This is a genomic window from [Clostridium] aminophilum (assembly GCF_900101295.1).
GTDB lineage: Bacteria > Bacillota > Clostridia > Lachnospirales > Lachnospiraceae > Clostridium_R > Clostridium_R aminophilum_A.
The window spans coordinates 1-18,290 of the sequence record NZ_FOIL01000031.1 but is presented as its reverse complement, the minus strand read 5'-3'; the positions used below and the strand labels follow the sequence as shown (position 1 = coordinate 18,290).

General features: G+C 47.1%; 13 protein-coding genes. 12 read left to right on the top strand and 1 reads right to left on the bottom strand.

What is annotated here, in order from left to right; all coding sequences use genetic code 11:
* The first annotated feature begins 45 nt into the window (after positions 1-45).
* The 11 genes from BMW41_RS09150 (at position 46) to BMW41_RS09100 (ending at position 14,184) form a co-directional block, all read left to right on the top strand.
* Positions 46-846 (top strand): DUF1351 domain-containing protein, encoded by an 801-nt coding sequence (locus BMW41_RS09150; RefSeq protein WP_031474460.1) that lies wholly within the window; start codon positions 46-48, stop codon positions 844-846.
* 3 nt (positions 847-849) lie between these two features.
* Positions 850-3,711, top strand: coding sequence for an ATP-dependent helicase (locus tag BMW41_RS09145; protein WP_074649819.1), 2,862 nt, complete (start codon positions 850-852; stop codon positions 3,709-3,711).
* A 168-nt stretch (positions 3,712-3,879) separates the two neighbouring features.
* A complete protein-coding gene (locus BMW41_RS09140; protein ID WP_177171211.1) occupies positions 3,880-5,121 on the top strand; it encodes an exonuclease domain-containing protein in 1,242 nt (413 codons plus the stop codon).
* Positions 5,122-5,274: 153 nt separating this feature from the next.
* Entirely contained in the window at positions 5,275-6,219 is a 945-nt protein-coding gene (locus BMW41_RS09135) for a helix-turn-helix transcriptional regulator (protein ID WP_330386975.1), read from the top strand.
* A 28-nt stretch (positions 6,220-6,247) separates the two neighbouring features.
* Positions 6,248-6,433 (top strand): hypothetical protein, encoded by a 186-nt coding sequence (locus BMW41_RS09130; RefSeq protein WP_074649816.1) that lies wholly within the window; start codon positions 6,248-6,250, stop codon positions 6,431-6,433.
* A 63-nt stretch (positions 6,434-6,496) separates the two neighbouring features.
* Entirely contained in the window at positions 6,497-7,567 is a 1,071-nt protein-coding gene (locus BMW41_RS09125) for an SPASM domain-containing protein (RefSeq protein WP_074649815.1), read from the top strand.
* 37 nt (positions 7,568-7,604) lie between these two features.
* Positions 7,605-8,699 carry a BRCT domain-containing protein gene (locus BMW41_RS09120; RefSeq protein ID WP_074649814.1) on the top strand — a complete coding sequence of 365 codons (1,095 nt, stop codon included), beginning with the start codon at positions 7,605-7,607 and terminating at the stop codon, positions 8,697-8,699.
* Between the two features lie 140 nt (positions 8,700-8,839).
* A complete protein-coding gene (locus BMW41_RS09115) occupies positions 8,840-10,072 on the top strand; it encodes a HipA domain-containing protein (protein WP_177171210.1) in 1,233 nt (410 codons plus the stop codon).
* A gap of 265 nt (positions 10,073-10,337) precedes the next feature.
* Positions 10,338-11,672 carry an MATE family efflux transporter gene (locus BMW41_RS09110; RefSeq protein WP_074649812.1) on the top strand — a complete coding sequence of 445 codons (1,335 nt, stop codon included), beginning with the start codon at positions 10,338-10,340 and terminating at the stop codon, positions 11,670-11,672.
* 381 nt (positions 11,673-12,053) lie between these two features.
* A complete protein-coding gene (locus tag BMW41_RS09105; RefSeq protein WP_074649811.1) occupies positions 12,054-13,322 on the top strand; it encodes a MocR-like pyridoxine biosynthesis transcription factor PdxR in 1,269 nt (422 codons plus the stop codon).
* A 100-nt stretch (positions 13,323-13,422) separates the two neighbouring features.
* A complete protein-coding gene (locus BMW41_RS09100) occupies positions 13,423-14,184 on the top strand; it encodes a formate/nitrite transporter family protein (RefSeq protein ID WP_074649810.1) in 762 nt (253 codons plus the stop codon).
* 208 nt (positions 14,185-14,392) lie between these two features.
* Here BMW41_RS09100 and BMW41_RS09095 read toward each other — a convergent pair whose 3' ends face one another.
* Positions 14,393-15,895 carry an AAA family ATPase gene (locus BMW41_RS09095; RefSeq protein WP_031472362.1) on the bottom strand — a complete coding sequence of 501 codons (1,503 nt, stop codon included), beginning with the start codon at positions 15,893-15,895 and terminating at the stop codon, positions 14,393-14,395.
* A 524-nt stretch (positions 15,896-16,419) separates the two neighbouring features.
* Between BMW41_RS09095 and BMW41_RS09090 the strand changes: the two genes are divergently transcribed.
* A complete protein-coding gene (locus BMW41_RS09090; protein ID WP_074649809.1) occupies positions 16,420-18,084 on the top strand; it encodes a DUF3298 and DUF4163 domain-containing protein in 1,665 nt (554 codons plus the stop codon).
* Positions 18,085-18,290 lie beyond the last annotated feature (206 nt).

Here is an 18,290-nt window from a genome sequence, read left to right as displayed (position 1 = left end):
TATATTTTTAGGTGCGAAAGAAAAAAACAATAATGGAGATTGATTATGAATGAGTTGCAGATCGTTGATTTAGAGCAGAAAGACATTTCCACGTGGGATTTCGCGAAAATTAAGAGTGAACTGGAATTGGAGTTGGAAGTTTACAGGACCACTGTGTATACCGATGAGACCATTAAGTCGGCAAAGGCTGACAAAGCGACGCTTTCAAAGGCAAAAAAAATGGTGGAAGACCGTCGGAAAGAATATAAGGAAAGATGTCTGGCCCCATATTCTGTCATGGAGCCGCAGATCAAAGAACTTGTGTCTATGATCGAGGAGCAGAGAACGCAGATCGATGCGGTAGTTAAGGATTTTACCGAGCGTCAAAAGCAGGCGAAAGAGGAACAAATCCGTGCTTACTACGACAAGAAGGCGAAAGATCTGGGTAAGTATGCAGATGCTTTATTTGAAAAGATACTGGATCCGAAATGGCTGAATAAGACCACAACAAATGCAAAATATCAGGAAGAGATGATTGCGGCAATCGATCAGTCAGTGAGAGATATCAATGAAATTCAGGACATGAACTCTCCGTTCATCGACAGTTTGCTCGAGGTATATGCGGCTACACTGTCGGTAGACGAAGCGAAAAAAAAGCACGAAGAGTTGGCTCGGGCGATGAGCAGGGTCGGACTGGATCATGCGGATCAGATTCCTGTTCAGGACAGAAAGGAAGCGGAAAAGGCGGTAGTCGTCGATGAAAAAAACGGTACGACCGTAAAATTCTTTGCCAATAAGGGTAAGATAGATCAAATTCTTGATTTTGCCAGGGCAATAGGTGCAAACTATGAAATTTGTGGAGATTGATCAATGGTAGATTTAAGCGGGGCGAATGACGGTCAGAAAAAGGCGATAACCAACACGGAAGGACCAATGCTGATCATAGCCGGTCCGGGAACCGGAAAAACCTACACGCTTGTTAAACGAATCGCGTATCTCGTGTTTGAGAAAAATGCAGATCCGTCTTCGATCATGGTTGTTACCTTTACCGAAAAAGCAGCAAAAGAACTGCTCACCAGAATATCTGATGAGTTTATGAGCATTGATGTCGATTGCAAGATCAATATCAATGATATGTATATAGGAACTTTTCACAGTGTCTGTTTAAGGCTCATGAAGGAGTATTCTGAAGAACTGTCCGGTAATAAGCAGAGTCGAGTGATCGACGCCTTTGAGCAGGCATACATCGTTTGCAGAAATATGGAAGAGTTTTGCCATCTTCGAGGTTTTAATGGACATATTGCATCGACAGAAAATGTTCGGAAACAGGAAGACTGGAAAAATTCCATGAAGATATGCAGATATGTCAACCAGATGATGGAGGAGCGGGTTGACGTTCAGGCAATGTCTGAAGACGAAGATGAGGATTTGCGGTTTCTGGGAAAACTTGTCCTCCGTTACAGATCATTGCTTGCGCGTAAGAATGTAATGGACTTTTCATCGATTCAGACGAAAACGCTGGATATGCTCGACAGAGATGAAAGGATCCTTCAGGCGGTTCAGGAAAAGATCCGATATATCATGGTAGACGAATACCAGGACACAAACTACATTCAGGAACAGCTTGTTTTAAAGTTGGCGGGCAAGTCGCAAAATATATGTGTAGTGGGTGATGACGATCAGGGAATGTACAGATTCCGGGGAGCGACCATCAGGAATATTCTGGAGTTTGCAGACAGATTTCAGAAAGATGAATGCAAGGTCTTTTATCTTGACGAAAACTACAGATCAGAACCGGGGATAATCCGGTTCTATAGTTCGTGGATGGCTGATTCGGGAGCCGGCTGTTTTGACTGGGGAAAATACCGTTTCCCGAAGCGGTTGAAGGCGTGTAAAACGGGGAAAAGCGATGCTCCTGCAGTATATGCATGCGCAGGAGCGTCTCCTGAGGCTGAAAAAGAAGAGGTGCTGGCTTTTGTAAAAAAACTAAAGACAAATGGAAATATAACAGATCTGAATCAGATTGCGTTTCTGTTTCGATCGGTTAAAGGATCAGAAGCCAGGGAAATCGCAGAATTCCTTGAAGCCAATGGATTTCCGGTATATTCTCCGCGATCGGAGATGTTTTTTGAGAGAACGGAAGTAAAACAGGCGCTTGGCTGCATCATGTTTTGCTTTCCGCATTATATCCAAGGATTGAAAAATGATTCATTTCGATATCCGATCAGTTCTGAATTAAAAGAATACTATAAGGCCTGCCGCAGGGAGGCAGTCACTTTGATCCGGGACGACGATGCGCTGAAGGGATTTTTAGAGCAGTGGACCACTGAGATACGGGATCTTTCTGATGACAGCGAAGAAGGGTTACTCGATATATTATACAGGCTGTTTGCATTTGAACCATTTCGACGTTATCTTGAGGTGGATATAACGGGAAAACCGAATGTGAGCAGGAGTGCCCGGAACCTTTCTGAAATATCCCGAATGATAGCTCGGTTCAGTTTTCTCCACAATATGCATCACATCACAGGATCTAACAAGGAGATGATTGCAGAGCAGCTGTTCAATATATATCTGAAGTATATGTATGTGGATGGGGTTGGAGAGTATGAGGATGAAGCCAATTATGCTCCTTCCGGATGCATCTCCTTTATGACGATCCATCAATCGAAAGGGCTGGAATTTCCCGTGGTAGTTGTTGGATCACTGGGGAATGTGCCAAAGAAAGAATATGACCCACTGATGTACTCGGCGGAGTGCAGATATTTTCATCGCCCGCCTTACGAACCGAGAGAATATATCAGGTTCTACGACTTTTGGCGATTGTATTACGTTGCTTTCTCGCGGGCGCAAAATATGCTCGTGCTTGCAACAAAGAAGGATGATCCGAAATATTTTGGGACAATGCTCGGGGAGCTTCCCAAAACGGGGGCGTTTCACAAAACAGATCAATTTGAGAAGGTCAGGTCACTCAGGTTTAGACGGGTATATTCATTCACTTCGCATATTGGACTTTATGATGGTTGCCCGACGCAATACAAGTTCTATAAAGAGTATGGATTTGCCCAAAACAAGATGTTCCATACCTCTGTTGGTTCTCTTGTTCATGCCACATTGGAAGACATGAACAAATGCATTATCAACGGAGAGAAAGACAGGGTAAATGAAGAAGCCATAAAAGAATGGTTCTCCTTAAATTATCGGAGTATGCAGGAGCAGACCGGCTATTCGCTGACAGATGAGCAACAGGAAAAAGCGTTGTCTCAGGTGATCCGGTATTTCAGGCATAGAAAAAATGAGCTTGGAAAGGTATGGAAAGCCGAGGAAGAGATCAATCTTGTCCTAAACGATTATATTCTCCAAGGAATTATCGATCTTGTTGAGGGAGACGGCGATACGGTCGAAATCGTCGATTATAAGACTGGTCCAAAACCGGATATCAGGGATAATCCTCACAGGATCGATCATTACAAAAAACAGTTGGAGATATATGCGTACCTGATCGAGAAAAGATATGGTAAAAAGGTCAGCAGAATGCATCTGTACTATACCGGCACACTGGATGGGGATCCGATCATTTCATTCGAGTGGAGCAGAAATGCTATAGATGAAACAATACAGGAGATCACCCGGACAGTACAGAATATTGAAGCAAAGAAATTTGAATTAAAGGCACAGAATACATACGCTTGTGAGTATTGTGATATGAGGTATGTGTGTGAAAAAAGGTAGATTATGGCTATATGTTTATGTTGCGGAAAAGAATATGACGGATGTTTGTGCGGGGAATGCGCAGCGAAGACAGATATAGAGGATCTTTGCAACAGGATCATCGCATACAATCCGGACAACGGGGAGGAGCCAAAGGCAGATCAGATATGGGAAAAAGCAGTTGCAGAAATGACATACCCTTCTAATTTCAAAAATGTCGCATTTTCTGTTGCTGATTTTCTTCCCAGCCCGAAGAGAGAATGGCAGAAGATCCACAGCATCGTCGGGGACAGTGTCCGCGTGCCGAGAGCAAGTAAGGAATGGTTCTATCAGGTCTATGACAAGATTATCGGTTCAGAAAAACTGGGAAAAACAGAACGGATCCGGCTTAAAGGCCTGATGTTGGAAACACTGTATCAGGATTACAGATACCGCGAAGCGGATGAGCTGGCATTAGACCTGCTAGACCGTCCGTTGAATGTGTGGCAGGCAGCATATGTTATAGCGGAGTTTTTTTGTCAGACAAGACGTTACGATGAAGCGGAGGATGCCATGAGCGTCGGGAGGACACTGGCTGCTGACAACAAGGATGCGATTCGAACATTTGACGATCTGCTGGCAAAACATGAAAAGCGGCGTGCTGCGGCCGATGCGGAGAAGAAAGGTGAATATTTACCGAATCCGAAGGAAGGGAAAGCGGAAGCAATTGAGAAATATAGGGAGTTTATGAGTTCAATAGGAATCGATGTTGACATATCGTCGACCAAATCATCGGGAGGCGGAAGATATCCTGAGCCGATTCCAAAAGGAGAGTATCCGGAACTGATCGAAACAAGGGATCCTTCGTTTGACAGCTTTGTTGCATTTGATCTTGAGACCACCGGAATACACCCGGCGACAGACAGCATAATTGAGATCGGAGCCGTCAGAGTCGTAAATGGCGAGATCAGGGAGTCGGAGGAATTCATCTTCCGGGAATTTGTGAAACCCTTTAAGAGGAGCGTAACGGACTTTGTTACGGAACTGACCGGTATTACCAGGGAAGATGTGAAAGATGCGCGTCAGATGTGGGAAGTTGTGCCCGATTTCATGGAGTTTGTCGGGGATGATGTATTGGTTGGCTTCAACAGCGTGAATTTTGACGGTCAGTTCATTCAGAGAGCAGGGAGATACAGCAATCAGATATACACCAACAGGCATTTCGATGTATGGAGGTATGCGAAGGAACTGAAGGAAATTATCGGTTACACTGGCGAAGATTTTAAACTCGGCACTGTGGGCGAATTTCTCGGCATCAAGAACCCGGAAGCGCACCGTGCGCTGGCTGATGCCATCACGACGGCAAGGATATTCCTGAAGTTGAAAGAGCTGAGCGCAGGACAGACATCCGTATTATGCGATGGAGGAGTGCTGGATCTGGAGGACTGGTAAAATACCGTTCTTCAGCGTGCCTGAGGTTCCGGCAGAATTTTTGATTTTACGCTGAAGAAAAGCAGGTCAAATTCCAGAATACTGATAAAACAGCATTCATGAAGAATCACAAGAGAAATCAAAATGGGTGATCCCCCGACAGGAGAAGAGATTTTGGATAAAAAGGTTGAACGGATCATCAATCTGTATAACAGGTTAAACGATGGGGAGATCCTGGTAAAATCAGATGAAGCATACCGGTTTGGCGTGAACGAACGGTCCATACAGCGGGATCTCGATGACATAAGAACGTATTTTGCCGAGGATCCCGAATCCAACAGGGAACTGGTATATGATCGGGCAAAACATGGCTATGTTCTGGCCCGGAGTCAGAAAAAGAGTCTCACCAACAGTGAGATACTGACGGTATGTAAGATTCTTTTGGAAAGCCGTTCTCTTACACGGGATGAAATGTTCCCGATTATAGATAAACTGCTTCAATGTGGTGTTCAGAACAGGAATCATAAACAGGTGGCTGATTTGATCAGAAATGAGAAATTCCATTATTTGGAACCTCATCATGGGAAGAAATTTCTGGACGATATGTGGGATATCAGCAGCGCGGTGTATGAGCACAGACTGATGCGGATCCGCTACCGGAAGTTAAAAGAACCGGATAAAGTCATGAGACTGATCCAGCCAGTAGGGATCATGTTTTCGGAGTATTACTTTTATCTCTGCGCCTTTATATCGGAAAGCGAAGAAATGCCGGATGTTCCCAAGCGTCCGTTTCCTACGATCTACCGCATTGACCGTATAGCAGAATATGAGGTGCTTGATGAGCATTTTCGCATTCCATATGCGGAGAGATTTGAGGAGGGAGAATTCCGGAAAAGGATCCAGTTTATGTTCGGCGGTGAATTGAGGAAGATATTATTCCTTTATAAGGGCTTGAGTATAGAGGCTGTTCTTGACCGACTCCCCACCGCGGAGATCGTACGACACGACGAAGCCGGATGGCTTGTGAGCGCCGAAGTTTACGGCGATGGTGTTGATATTTGGCTTCGCGGTCAGGGAAATAATATTGAAGTAGTGTCTGACGGCAGGAAGAACCCATAGGAAACTGGGGGGTAAGGGAGGTTTCAGTATGGCAGAGCATGAAATCGATGTGAACCGCTTACGGAAAGATATGAAAGACAATTATGGCACGGCCATGTTCAATGGATTCCCCATGGCGGTGATGGAGCTGACCAAGGTTGAACGTTTGACGGACCAGGAACTGGTGGAACTGGCACAGAAGAACGGCGTGGATCTGAGGAAGTATATCATTTGAAACAATGAAGACTCCGGGATGGAACGAAAGGACCTGCAGACAATTTAATTGGAATCAAAATAAATGAAATATATTATCAACGATCAGAAGTATCATTTTAGATCAGCATTTGACACAGAAACCGGCGCCTATGTTCGTACGGGAATCCTTGATGATTTTGGGAAAGATACCGGAAAAGACCCTTTTATGGCATCATTTCCTCATCTGATTGATGTTGGCGTTATGGGCCATTGTATCCATGGAAAAACCGGACTGTGTGTAAAAGCAGGTATCGGTTGCTATCAAAGCGGGCTTACCGTGGAACAGCCCAATATGACTATTGAGAACTTTCGATGGATCGCAGAACAATGCAAAGGCCGCTGTAATCAGTTGGCTCTGGGAGGCAGGGGAGATCCGGATCAGCATGAATGCTTTAAAGATCTTCTTCAGATAACCAGAGAAAATAATCTGGTTCCCAATTTTACAACATCCGGATATGGAATGACACCGGAAATCGCAGTAATTTGCAAACAATACTGTGGGGCAGTTGCAGTCAGTTGGTATAGAAGCGACTATACGTTACAGGCAATTCGGATATTGCTTGATGCTGGAGTGAAAACCAATATTCACTATGTCCTTGGGAATAACAGTATTGATGAAGCAATCAGCAGGCTTCAGCAGAATGATTTTCCAAAAGGGATCAATGCTGTGATTTTCCTGCTTCATAAGCCGGCAGGTTTGGGCACAAAAGAAAATGTTCTTTCTCTTAGTGATCCTAGAGTGGAAAAGTTTTTCTCAGAGGTTGACAAACCACATCCCTTTAAAGTCGGCATGGACAGCTGCAATGTTCCCGGAGCGATTCATTTTTGTAAACGAGTAATGATGGAATCCCTGGATACATGTGAGGGCGCCCGTTTCAGCTGTTACATAGGACCAGATATGATTATGGTTCCATGCAGCTTTGACCAAAACAAGCGATTTGAGATATCCCTGAATGGGATCTCAATTGAAGAAGCATGGAACAGTGAGCCGTTTGAACGGTTTCGGAATATTATGAGAGAGGCTTGCCCGGGGTGCGCAACGAAAGAATTATGCATGGGGGGCTGTCCGTTGATGCCGGAGATCGTATTTTGTGAAAAAAGAATCTTTAACTAATCCATTGACATATTCATTTCATGACAGGAGGTAAGAGATGAAAATCAGAACGGATTTCGTGACAAATTCGAGTAGCGCAAGTTATACACTGGAACTTGGCTTTACTAATACTGAGGGGAAAACTGCCTCGATGTCGACTGAGGCGGGTGAAGGGGGTCGAAATGAGGATGGATGGATGCTTGCTAATGCAGTAAGCCTAACTCCCGATGGAGTAAGCCTACGCCCCGATGAAGTAGGTCTAACATCCGATAAAGAGGAAAAAGAGTTGTTATTTGAAGGACGTTCCTTGGCAAATGCTAAAAGCATTAATGAACTGTGCGATATTCTGTTTAGCGCAGCTTGGGTTGAGTACTTCAGAGGATATGAAATAAAAAACTATGTAGCGCTTAATAAAGCAACATTTGTTATCAAAGGAAATATTCTGTACTATTCCGACGATTCTGAACTGAAGGATTACATTATAAAAAAAGGAGGATTGGTATCGGATACATTGTCGGAAGGTGTAAACTATTTGATATGCAATAATAAAGATTTAGCATTGCCGGAGATAGAGAAAGTAAAAGAATTCAATATTTCAGTCATCAGTGAACTTGATTTCGTGAGAAAATTTGACGAGGACAGATTCGATGATGTCTGGGAGACAATAAGTCGTCCAATGCCATTAAAAGAAATAGCGCCTAAAACAATGGCGCATTTTCTTCAGGATTGCATTAAGAAAAAAATAAGCATAGATAATCTTCAGACAATTGACATCAAAAACTGCATTGCAGGATACGGCGATTCAGCAAAGTACGTAGAAACAGAAGTGTTTGAAGACTATCACAAACGATATTCCGACGCGTCTTCTGAAGAAGAAAAAAAAGCGATATTTCAGGAAATGGTCGATTATATGAAATCAGAACCTGAACTGTTAGTATGGGATAATGAAGGAATGTTGCCAGAGACCATGCGCTGTGGCTGGCTGTATAGTGAGAGGGAACTGAAGGCGGCAGTAAAAGGATATCTTGAAGGACCGGGAGAGAACGATTACTGGATGGGTGAGTATGTTAAGCATTTTATTATATATTTTAAAGAAGGAGTTGTAACGACCAAAGATCGACTGCTTTTGGGGTATGGTGCGGATTTTAGATAAAGAAACAGTGAGGATCGTTGTTTACTAATACGGTTTTAGAGGGATAATGCGAGGTCATTACGAAAATGGAAAAGCTCGGTCGGTAGAAGATATAGTATATTGAGAACTCATGTTACAATAGGAAAGACATGAATAACAATATGACTACATTGGGGAAAGGAAATGGTATGAACAGCTATTTCCTGATGGACAAGAACAGACCTCTTGTAAAATTCGAGATAAAAGAGAATCCTTTGGGTGATGAGGTCCGCGTCCTGAACATTGAGACGGCATCGGAAGCGGACACTCCGGCGATCCCGTTGCTGAGAGAAGCGATTCGGAATCAGGATATCGATACCTGGATGACCGCCTGGCTGGAAGGAAGAAACTTTGCAAAACATAAAGACCACATGAAGAGATGGCTGAAAGAGTGGGGAATCGATAAAACCAAGGGGTTTATCGATCTCACCCATGCCCTCTCGTTAAATGATGCTTTATGGGTAAAAGATACGTCATCCGATCTGACATGGGAGAAGGCAAACTATTACAGTAATCCTTTTTCGGATGTTGCGGAGACAACAGGGTTTGATTCGAATCTTGAGAACGTAGAGTTTTCGCCGACGAGCCCGGAAGTCACGGCAGAGGGAACATCTCCCAAATGCTGGCGTCGCCTGGACGACGGCATTTACCTGTATAAAACCGGATTAAAGGGTGCTGCAAATGTCGGGTTAGAGCCGTACAGTGAATACATCTCTTCGTATATTCTCCGGCAGATGGCTAAACAGGAGGTTCTGCCGTATGAACTGGAACGATTTAAAGATAATCTCTGTTCGGTATGCGGCCTCTTTACAAGCGAGAAGGAAGGCTATATGCCGTTCTATCGCTATCTGGCCGGGACAAAGACAAATTATACAATCAAGGATGTCATTCAATTCTGCGACAAGCTTGGATTTGCAGAAGAAGTCAGAGAGATGTTTCTGACCGATTCGATCGTGATGAATCAGGACAGACATCTTGGAAATTTCGGCTTTATTGTGGACAATGACACGTTTGAGATCAAGCGGTTTGCGCCGCTCTACGACTACAACAGTTCGCTGCTCTGCAATGCGATGGAAGAAGACCTTCGGGATTTTGAGAAGTACGAAAATGAATTCTGCCTGGGACATAAGTTGGGCGGCGTGTTTTCGGAGGTTGGAAAAGCTCTCTGTACCGATGCGTTTATCAATCGAATCCCGAAAGAGATCATTCTTCCGCGACATGTAAAATATAATCTTCCGGAATTCCGTCTCAAGGCGATTGCTCAGATTCTGACCGAAAACCTGAGAAAGATAACCGGGAAAGAGTATTTTTCATTCCGCCTGGCGGAAAACGGTGAGACAATCAGAACCGCATAAGAGAGTGCAGCTGGAAGGAAGAACCTTTGTAAAGCTTAAACCCACATAAAGAAGGTCTCAGGGGATAGGTGTTGACATTGCGGTTTTTTATGTTAGAATGTGAACGTCATCGGAGGGTGAGTTATTCGATTTGAAATAACGAGCTGGATAAGATGGCTGGCTGAGATGCCGGCTTCTTGTCCGGCTCTTTTTTTGACTGTAGGAAAGGGCGCTGCACTTCCTGTGGTTTCGGAGAGGAAAGCTTATTGGAAGAGAGGACGATTCAATGGAAAAAAGAATTGACTTTACAACGGGTGCGATCGTATTGCCGTTTCTCAAATTTGCCGGACCGGTTCTTCTGGCATTGTTTCTGCAGGCTATGTACGGAGCGGTGGATCTTCTGGTTGTTGGAAAGTTTGCGGATTCGACCGATGTATCTGCCGTTTCGACCGGTTCCCAGATTATGGCTACTCTGACGAATATTATCAGCAGCCTGTGTATGGGCATGACCATTTTTCTCGGTCAGAAAATCGGAGAAAAACGTGCGGATGAGGGAGGACAGATTGTCGGCAGCGGACTGGCACTGTTTGCGGTGATCGGGTGTTTTCTTACGGTATTCATACCGGTTATCGCGCCGGGGCTTGCCATGACCATGCACGCTCCGGCGGAGGCATTCGAATTGACAACTTCGTATATCCGGATCTGCGGAGGCGGGATCATCGTGATTATGGCCTATAATATGATCGGCGGCGTTTTCAGAGGCATAGGGGATTCCAATACTCCGCTGATCACGGTTCTGATCGCATGTATCTGCAATATCATCGGTGACATTTTACTGGTGGCTGTTTTACACATGGGAACAAAAGGTGCTGCTTATGCTACCGTAGGAGCGCAGTTTATCAGTGTTGTCATTTCTTATCTTCTCATTTCGCATAAGGAGCTGCCGTTTACACTGGAAAAGAAAATGATTGCATGGAACCGGCGTATCATCCGAAGAATTCTTGTGCTTGGAATACCGATTGCAGTACAGGATCTGCTGGTGGGCATATCGTTTCTTGTGATCCTCGCCATTGTGAATTCCATTGGATTGATCGCGTCCGCCGGAATCGGCGTTGCAGAAAAGGTATGCGTGTTCATCATGCTTGTGCCCATGTCCTTTATGCAGTCGATGTCGGCTTTTGTCGCACAGAACAGGGGCGCAGGAAAACTGGACAGGGCATTCCGGGGATTCCGGGCTGCGGTTGGGATCTCCTTTATCTTTGGCGCGGTAATGTTTTATACGGGATTTTTTCACGGAGATCTGCTCTCGGGAGTATTCACTTCGGATGAGGCGGTTGTTGTGGCAGGAGCAGAGTACATAAAGGCGTATGCGATAGACTGCCTGTTTACCTGCTTTCTGTTCTGCTTTATCGGATTCTATAATGGAATGGGATATACGACATTTGTCATGGCGCAGGGCATCCTTGGAGCATTTGCGGTCCGGGTGCCGGTATCCTTTTTGATGAGCCGGATGATGCCGGGATCTCTCTTCCATATCGGTCTTGCGACACCCTGTTCCACCGTCCTGCAGATCGTGCTGTGTTTTGGCGGTCTGATATACATATCGCGCACGAAGAAATAATAAGAGCAATAAGAGCAATATGAGCAATAAGCAGATCTGTTGACGAAAGAGATATTCCATTCGCGCAACGGAAGTCCGAAACATCTGGAACAAACTTATCGGTATACAAAGGAAAGCGCCCGGAAACTTCCCGGGCGCTTTCCTTTGTATGGTACGTTGTGATTTGTTGTATTTAATATAGTACAGAATCTGATGACGGAAAAACAGGAATTCTCGGATGAACAGACAAGCCGAAACTTGTCATGGGAGTCGCTTCCACACGTTTTTATACAGTAGAAGCAACCGTTTCTGAAAATGAGCCCTTTTACTTTGGCTAATCTTTACGGTACTATAAAACTGGTGTGGCAATAGTCTTCAAATAAGGAATAACGGTATAATCAGATGAATTACGAGATTGATGGAACCAGCCGGATTCCGGCTTACATTCAGCTTTATCAGATGCTTCGCAGTGACATCATTGCGGGCGTTTATTCCTATGGAAGCAAACTTCCGTCCAAGCGGACGATGGCGGAGGAGACCGGTGTAAGTGTCATCACGATCGAGCATACGGTGGAACTTCTCTGCGAGGAGGGATATACGGAAGCGAGACCGCGGAGCGGCGTCTATGTCATTTTCAAAAAAAGTGACTTTCAGGGAATGCCGGCGGTGATCGGGATGGAGCATTCGTTGACGGGACAGTGGATGGAAGCTGCCGGCAAATCATGGGAAACGGAACCCATGTTTGACGACCGGTCCGGGTCAGGCGGTTCCTCTGCGCTGAATTTTCCGCCGAAATCGGCCCACGCTTCGGTACCGGCATTTTCTTACGGATCGTCCGCAGCGAAGGTACATGGCCATATTCATCTTCATACGGACTCTGAGTTTCCGTACACGGTGCTTGCAAAAACGATGCGCCGTGTTCTGCTGGATTATGGCGAGCGGATCCTTGTGAAATCGCCGAATGACGGCTGCGCAGAACTCCGCTCGGAGATCAGCGCATACATGGCGCGGAGCCGCTCGATCCATGTGAAACCGGATCAGATCATCATCGGGTCGGGGGCGGAGTATCTCTACAGCCTTGTGGCGCAGATGTTCGGGAAAGAGACGGTATTTGCGCTGGAGGATCCGTCCTACGGAAAGATCCGTCAGGTTTACGAGGCATACGGCATCCGGTGTGACATGCTTCCGCTAAAGCCGGACGGCATCGCATCGGAGGATCTTCGAAAGACCCGGGCGACGGTTCTTCACATCACGCCGTTTAACAGCTATCCCACCGGGATCTCGGTCGGCGGAACGAAAAAACAGGAATATCTTGGCTGGGCCGCGCAGCGGGGCGGAATCCTTATCGAGGACAATTATGACTCGGAGCTTACCATCTCGGGCAGGGCGGAGAATTCCCTGTTTTCGATGACTGAGCAGGAAAATGTCATCTACATGAATACCTTTTCCCGGACGATCGCGCCGTCAATCCGTGTGGGCTATATGATCCTTCCGGAGCGGCTGATCGAGATCTTTCACCGGCGGCTGGGATTCTATTCCTGCACCGTTCCGGCGTATGATCAGTATGTTCTGGCAGAGCTTCTGCGGAGCGGGGATTTTGAGCGCCATATCAACCGGGTGCGGCGGAGAAAACGGAAAGAAAAGAAGACGGAAAACTTTACAAAACGGTAGTGGGAGAGGCAGTTTTCTAAACAGTGTAAATTGTCCGGCTGCATCGAATTGAATACAATAAAGCTAGAGAATATCAGCATCATTCAGGGGGGATTTTCATATGTATGAGGCGGATTTTGAAGCGGTAGCCGGAAATGCGGAGAAAAAGATAGCGTTTATGGAGACAAATCCGGCCGGTTACTTTGTCTCTGCCGCGGTGGCAGGTTCGTTTATCGGATTCGGAAATATACTGACCAATGTCATCGGAGGACAGCTGGCCGGCGCTCCGGCGACCAAGATCGTGATGGGCGGTGCCTTCAGCGTGGCGCTCAGTCTTGTGGTCATCGCGGGGGCGGAACTCTTCACCGGCAACAACATGGTCATGGCGGCCGGTATGATGAAAAAGAAGGTGACACTCTCGCAGACTCTGAAGTTCTGGATCACCTGCTGGCTGGGCAATCTCGCAGGTTCCGTTCTTCTGGCGCTTTTATTCCGGTATTCCGGACTGTTTGGAGAGGCGACGGAGGCATTTCTTGCCAAAGGTGCACAGGCGAAGGTGGCGGTGCCGTTTCTTCCGCTTGTGATTCGCGGAATTCTCTGCAATGTGCTTGTCTGCCTCGGCGTCTGGTGCGCAGGCCGCTGCAAGTCGGAGAGCGGAAAGCTGATCATGATTTTCTGGTGCATTTTCACCTTTGTTATCTGCGGGTTTGAGCACAGTATCGCGAATATGACGCAGCTGACGCTGGCGCTCATTGCACCGGCAGGCCCTGCGATCACGATCGGCGGTTATGTCTACAATCTTCTGACGGTCACGATCGGCAATATTCTCGGCGGTGCGGTGTTTGTTGCGCTTCCGTATTATCTCGCCGGAAAACGGGACTGAACAGATCGGGCCTCCGGACTGAACGGATCGGGCCTCCGGACTGAACGGATCGGGCCTCCGGGACTGAATGGATCGGGAACCGGGAGTGAACGATTCGGAAACTGGTATGACGATAATCGAAATATAATAACGGAAATACAGGAAAAAGGTACAAAATACCGCCGCATCTTCCGGAAGTCCGGGAGGATGCGGCGGTTGTTTTGAATTTTTATGCCTTTGTGAGCACATCGTCTCCGTCGGAGATCAGTGCTCCCTGAATCGCGTTGACGGAATTCTGCGAAATCTTGCCGGCCTGCTGGAGATGGCTCAGAACTTTGGCGCGGTAGACGGTGCTGATTTCTTTGTTCGGAATGGAGAGCTCGCAGATCATGTTGCCGGTTCCGCTGATGCCCTTGCGTTTCGCTTTCAGATATCCGCTTGCGAGAAGGAAGCTGTACATATGGCTCGGGTCGGTCGTGGACATCGGATAGGTGACGCCGGAGTCGAGCGGAGCCAGAACCGCACTTCCCTGCAGGAGATTGTTCATGCGGGTGCTGATATCGTTGGTGGCATTTTTCAGGATGTCATCCAGAATCGCGTTGTTGCCGGTGGAAACCCAATAGGTATCCGGAGTACAGCCATCGTCCACGTAGCTGATGATGGACCACGGGTTGAAGATGGTTGTGTCGCCGATCAGATACCCGTCGTACCATTTGCGGATCTCGCGGTACTTGTTGCCGAGGTGATAGTATTCCAAGAGCTTCTGGACTTCTTCCTCGGTGAAACCGAAATAGGATGCATAATCCTTATCGATCATGGAGTGAACCCGGAGGTTGTTCAGTCCGCTGAAGAGGCTTCCCTGCGCAAATTTCAGAATTCCGGTCATGAAGCCGAAGGACAGATGCGGATTGTCCTTAAAGCCGCCGGAGAAGAAATTGCGCATAAATCCGGTGACTTCTTTATAGAATCCCTTTGAGTAGCCCTGTTCAATGGGGGTGTCGTACTCATCGATGATGATGATCGGGGCGACACCGTAATACGCGTCGAGCATTGCGGTCAGGTATTCGAGAGAAGCCGAGAGCTCGATATCGGACGCCTCGGCGTTGAGGATTTTTTCAAAGTATTCCTTCTGCTTGCGCGAGAGCGTTTCGCCTTCGAGAACCTGACGGTGACGGTCAAACTCTGCCTGGAGAATGTGGGCGATCTTCTGTTTGGAAGACTTCCAGTCCGGGTATTTCACATCTTTGAAGGTCAGGGAGATCACCGGGTAGCGTCCCTGATAGTCCTGATAATCCTTGCCGCATTTCCATATGTTTTTGTCGGAGAAATACACGCTGGTGTCATAATCCGCCTTCTCAAAGAAGACGCGGAGCATATCCATGTTGAGCGTTTTTCCGAACCGCCTCGGACGCAGGAAGAGGGAGACATACGGCTTCTTGTCGAGAATATCCCGGATCAGAAGGGTTTTGTCGACATAGTAGTATTCTTTCTGCACTTTCACGTAATCGGAGATGCCGACCGGAAGAGGAAGAAGACGGGCGTCGCTCTGAGCGGCAGCCTTCGTGAATTTACCGGTTTTGATGCGGAGATCCTTCGGACGGTCCGCATTGTCCGGAATTTTCCAGCTGCGGCCTTCCTTCACGGCACCGGCAATCTTGCCGCTTCGGCACATTTGTGTCACCCATCGTTCGGAAACTCCCCAGAATTTTGCGAGCTCATTGACAGTAAGCATAGGTATACCTCACTTTTTGATGAGAATAATGTAACTATACGTTCGGAATAATTCCTCAATAATCAGCTTTATTGTAACATTCTGCATTTTTGATGTCTATATTGTATAACAATAATATAAAAGATAATAAGGGGAAGGCCCGCAATGATCTTGGAAAGATAACGGGAAAATAACGAAACAACAGCGGAAGGTCAACGGAAAGTCAACGGAAAGCCAACGGAAAGACAGCGGAAAGTCAATAGAAGGACTGTGGAAAGACCGGCAGATTGAGATTAAGAAGACTGAGAAGAGCTGTTTAAGAAAGCTGTCAGCATTTCGTCAGACACATTCAGGGGAAAATATTATAATATGAGATTATCCGACATAATGATAATGGCTATAGGTGCCTGTATGAAAGGCATCCATTATAAGGATAAGGGAGAAACAAAGCAGGAGGAGAAAAGTTTGAAAGTAAACTTTCAAACTTTGATTGACGGCTCAAATAGACAAGCAAGCTTGTCTGCTTGAGCCTGGAGGACAAAATTATGAAGAAGATTTGGCTTGCCGTGATGGCGTCGGCGCTTCTTGCGTCCGCCGGCTGTCAGAATGCCGGGAAGGCGCAGGAAAAGGATTCTGCGGCACAGAACGCTTCGGAAACCGGAAGCGCGGAGAAGGATACTGCCGGAGAGAGTTCTGCGGCGGAGGAGAACGAGAGTAAAAAGGACGCGGAACCGTGCTATCCGTATCATATCACCAGCAAAAACACGGGGGATTGGAAATACTCAAAGAATGAAGAGGCACTGTTGGTCGCTTCGAAATACAATCTTCTCGGCGCGGATGTGTATGTGAATCCGGATACCGGACGTGCGGATGAGGTGAAGCCGGAAATTCTCGCGGCCGTGGACAAGATCAACGGGGATACCGAAAAAATCTCGAAGAACTTTGTGAAGGATAATGCCGCCGAAGCGGAGGAGATGAGAGCGCAGCACGCACAGGACGATTTGTTTAATTCGTTTGAAAATGAGAATATCGTTAAGCCGGTTCGCGCGGATTCGGGATGCCTGACGGTTGTCCGGGAGAATTACAGCTTTCTCGGCGGGGCGCACGGCTTCAGTGAGACGACGGCCTACACCTTCGACGCAGCTACCGGAAAACGGCTGAAACTGGCCGATATCGTGAAAGACACGGAGAACATTCCGGAGATTCTGGCTGCGGAAGTGCCGAAACAGAATGAGAATGCGGACGGCCTGTTTGATCAGGACGGAAAAATGAGTGACGGCGAAAAACTTTCGGACCGGATCCGTGAGATGATGAAAGGGGACGGATATGAAGGGGAGAATGACACCGCATATCTGAACTGGTACGCGGATCGCGACGGCTTGCAGTTTGTGTTCAATCAATATGATATCGGACCGTATGCGGCCGGAAAGTTTTATGTCAAACTGAAGGCGGAAGATTACCCGGAACTGATCGACACCCGTTTCTTTGAAGTGCCGGAGCAGTATATTGAAGAGCTGGAGGAGGGAAAGACGTATTCCATCGGCGGAGCCGACCTCAAAGTATCATTCCAGTATGATCCGTCGGATGGCAGCAGCTACATCGAGACGCTCAGGGTGGACTATGCCGGAAAACAGGCAACGTATCAGCCGTATTCCTATCGGGAATCCATCTATCACCTTCACACAAAAGACGGAGATTATCTGTACTGCAATGACTTTACGGAAAATGACTGGCAGAGCCTGAGTTCCCTCAAGCTTTCGAAAACGGAAGAAATGAAGTTTTATCAGGAAACGGCAGGAGTCTATGACGCGGTTATGATCGATCCGGAGGCGATGATTCTGGGCGGCCGCACGGAACTGCTGTCCTCCATGCAGATGGAGCGAAGCTATCGTGCGGGAAAAGACGGAAGACTTGAGCCGAATGACAAATATTTTGCACTTAAGCCCTGGGAGGATTTCCAGCTGACGCTGAAACAGGATATCGAACTGGATGTTCTGGAGTCGCTCGAGACGGAGAAATCACATCGGGAAACGGTCAAGAAGGGAACCAAAATCTCCTTTATCCGTACCGATGACAAGTCGATCACGGACTGCCGCACCGATGACGGCAGGATTGTCCGCTTCCATGTGAACGGGGATGTATGGCCGCACATTGTGGAGGATAAGTACCCGATTGAGGAACTTCTCGACAATACGATTTTTGCGGGTTAAGATGGACGCGTCATACAGAACGAGGCGAACCGTGTTTGGCGCGTGTCAGGCATTTTTGCGGCAGCCGCCAGGGCCTCCTGCAGGAAGGGTGGAGCTGCGTGGAGAACAAAGTCCGCAAGCGGACTTCGGCTCCCCCATCCCCTCAGTCCTGAGGGGAGCCCCGCGGACTTTGCGCGCCGCCGCTGGTCACCGTTAGGTGACAGCTT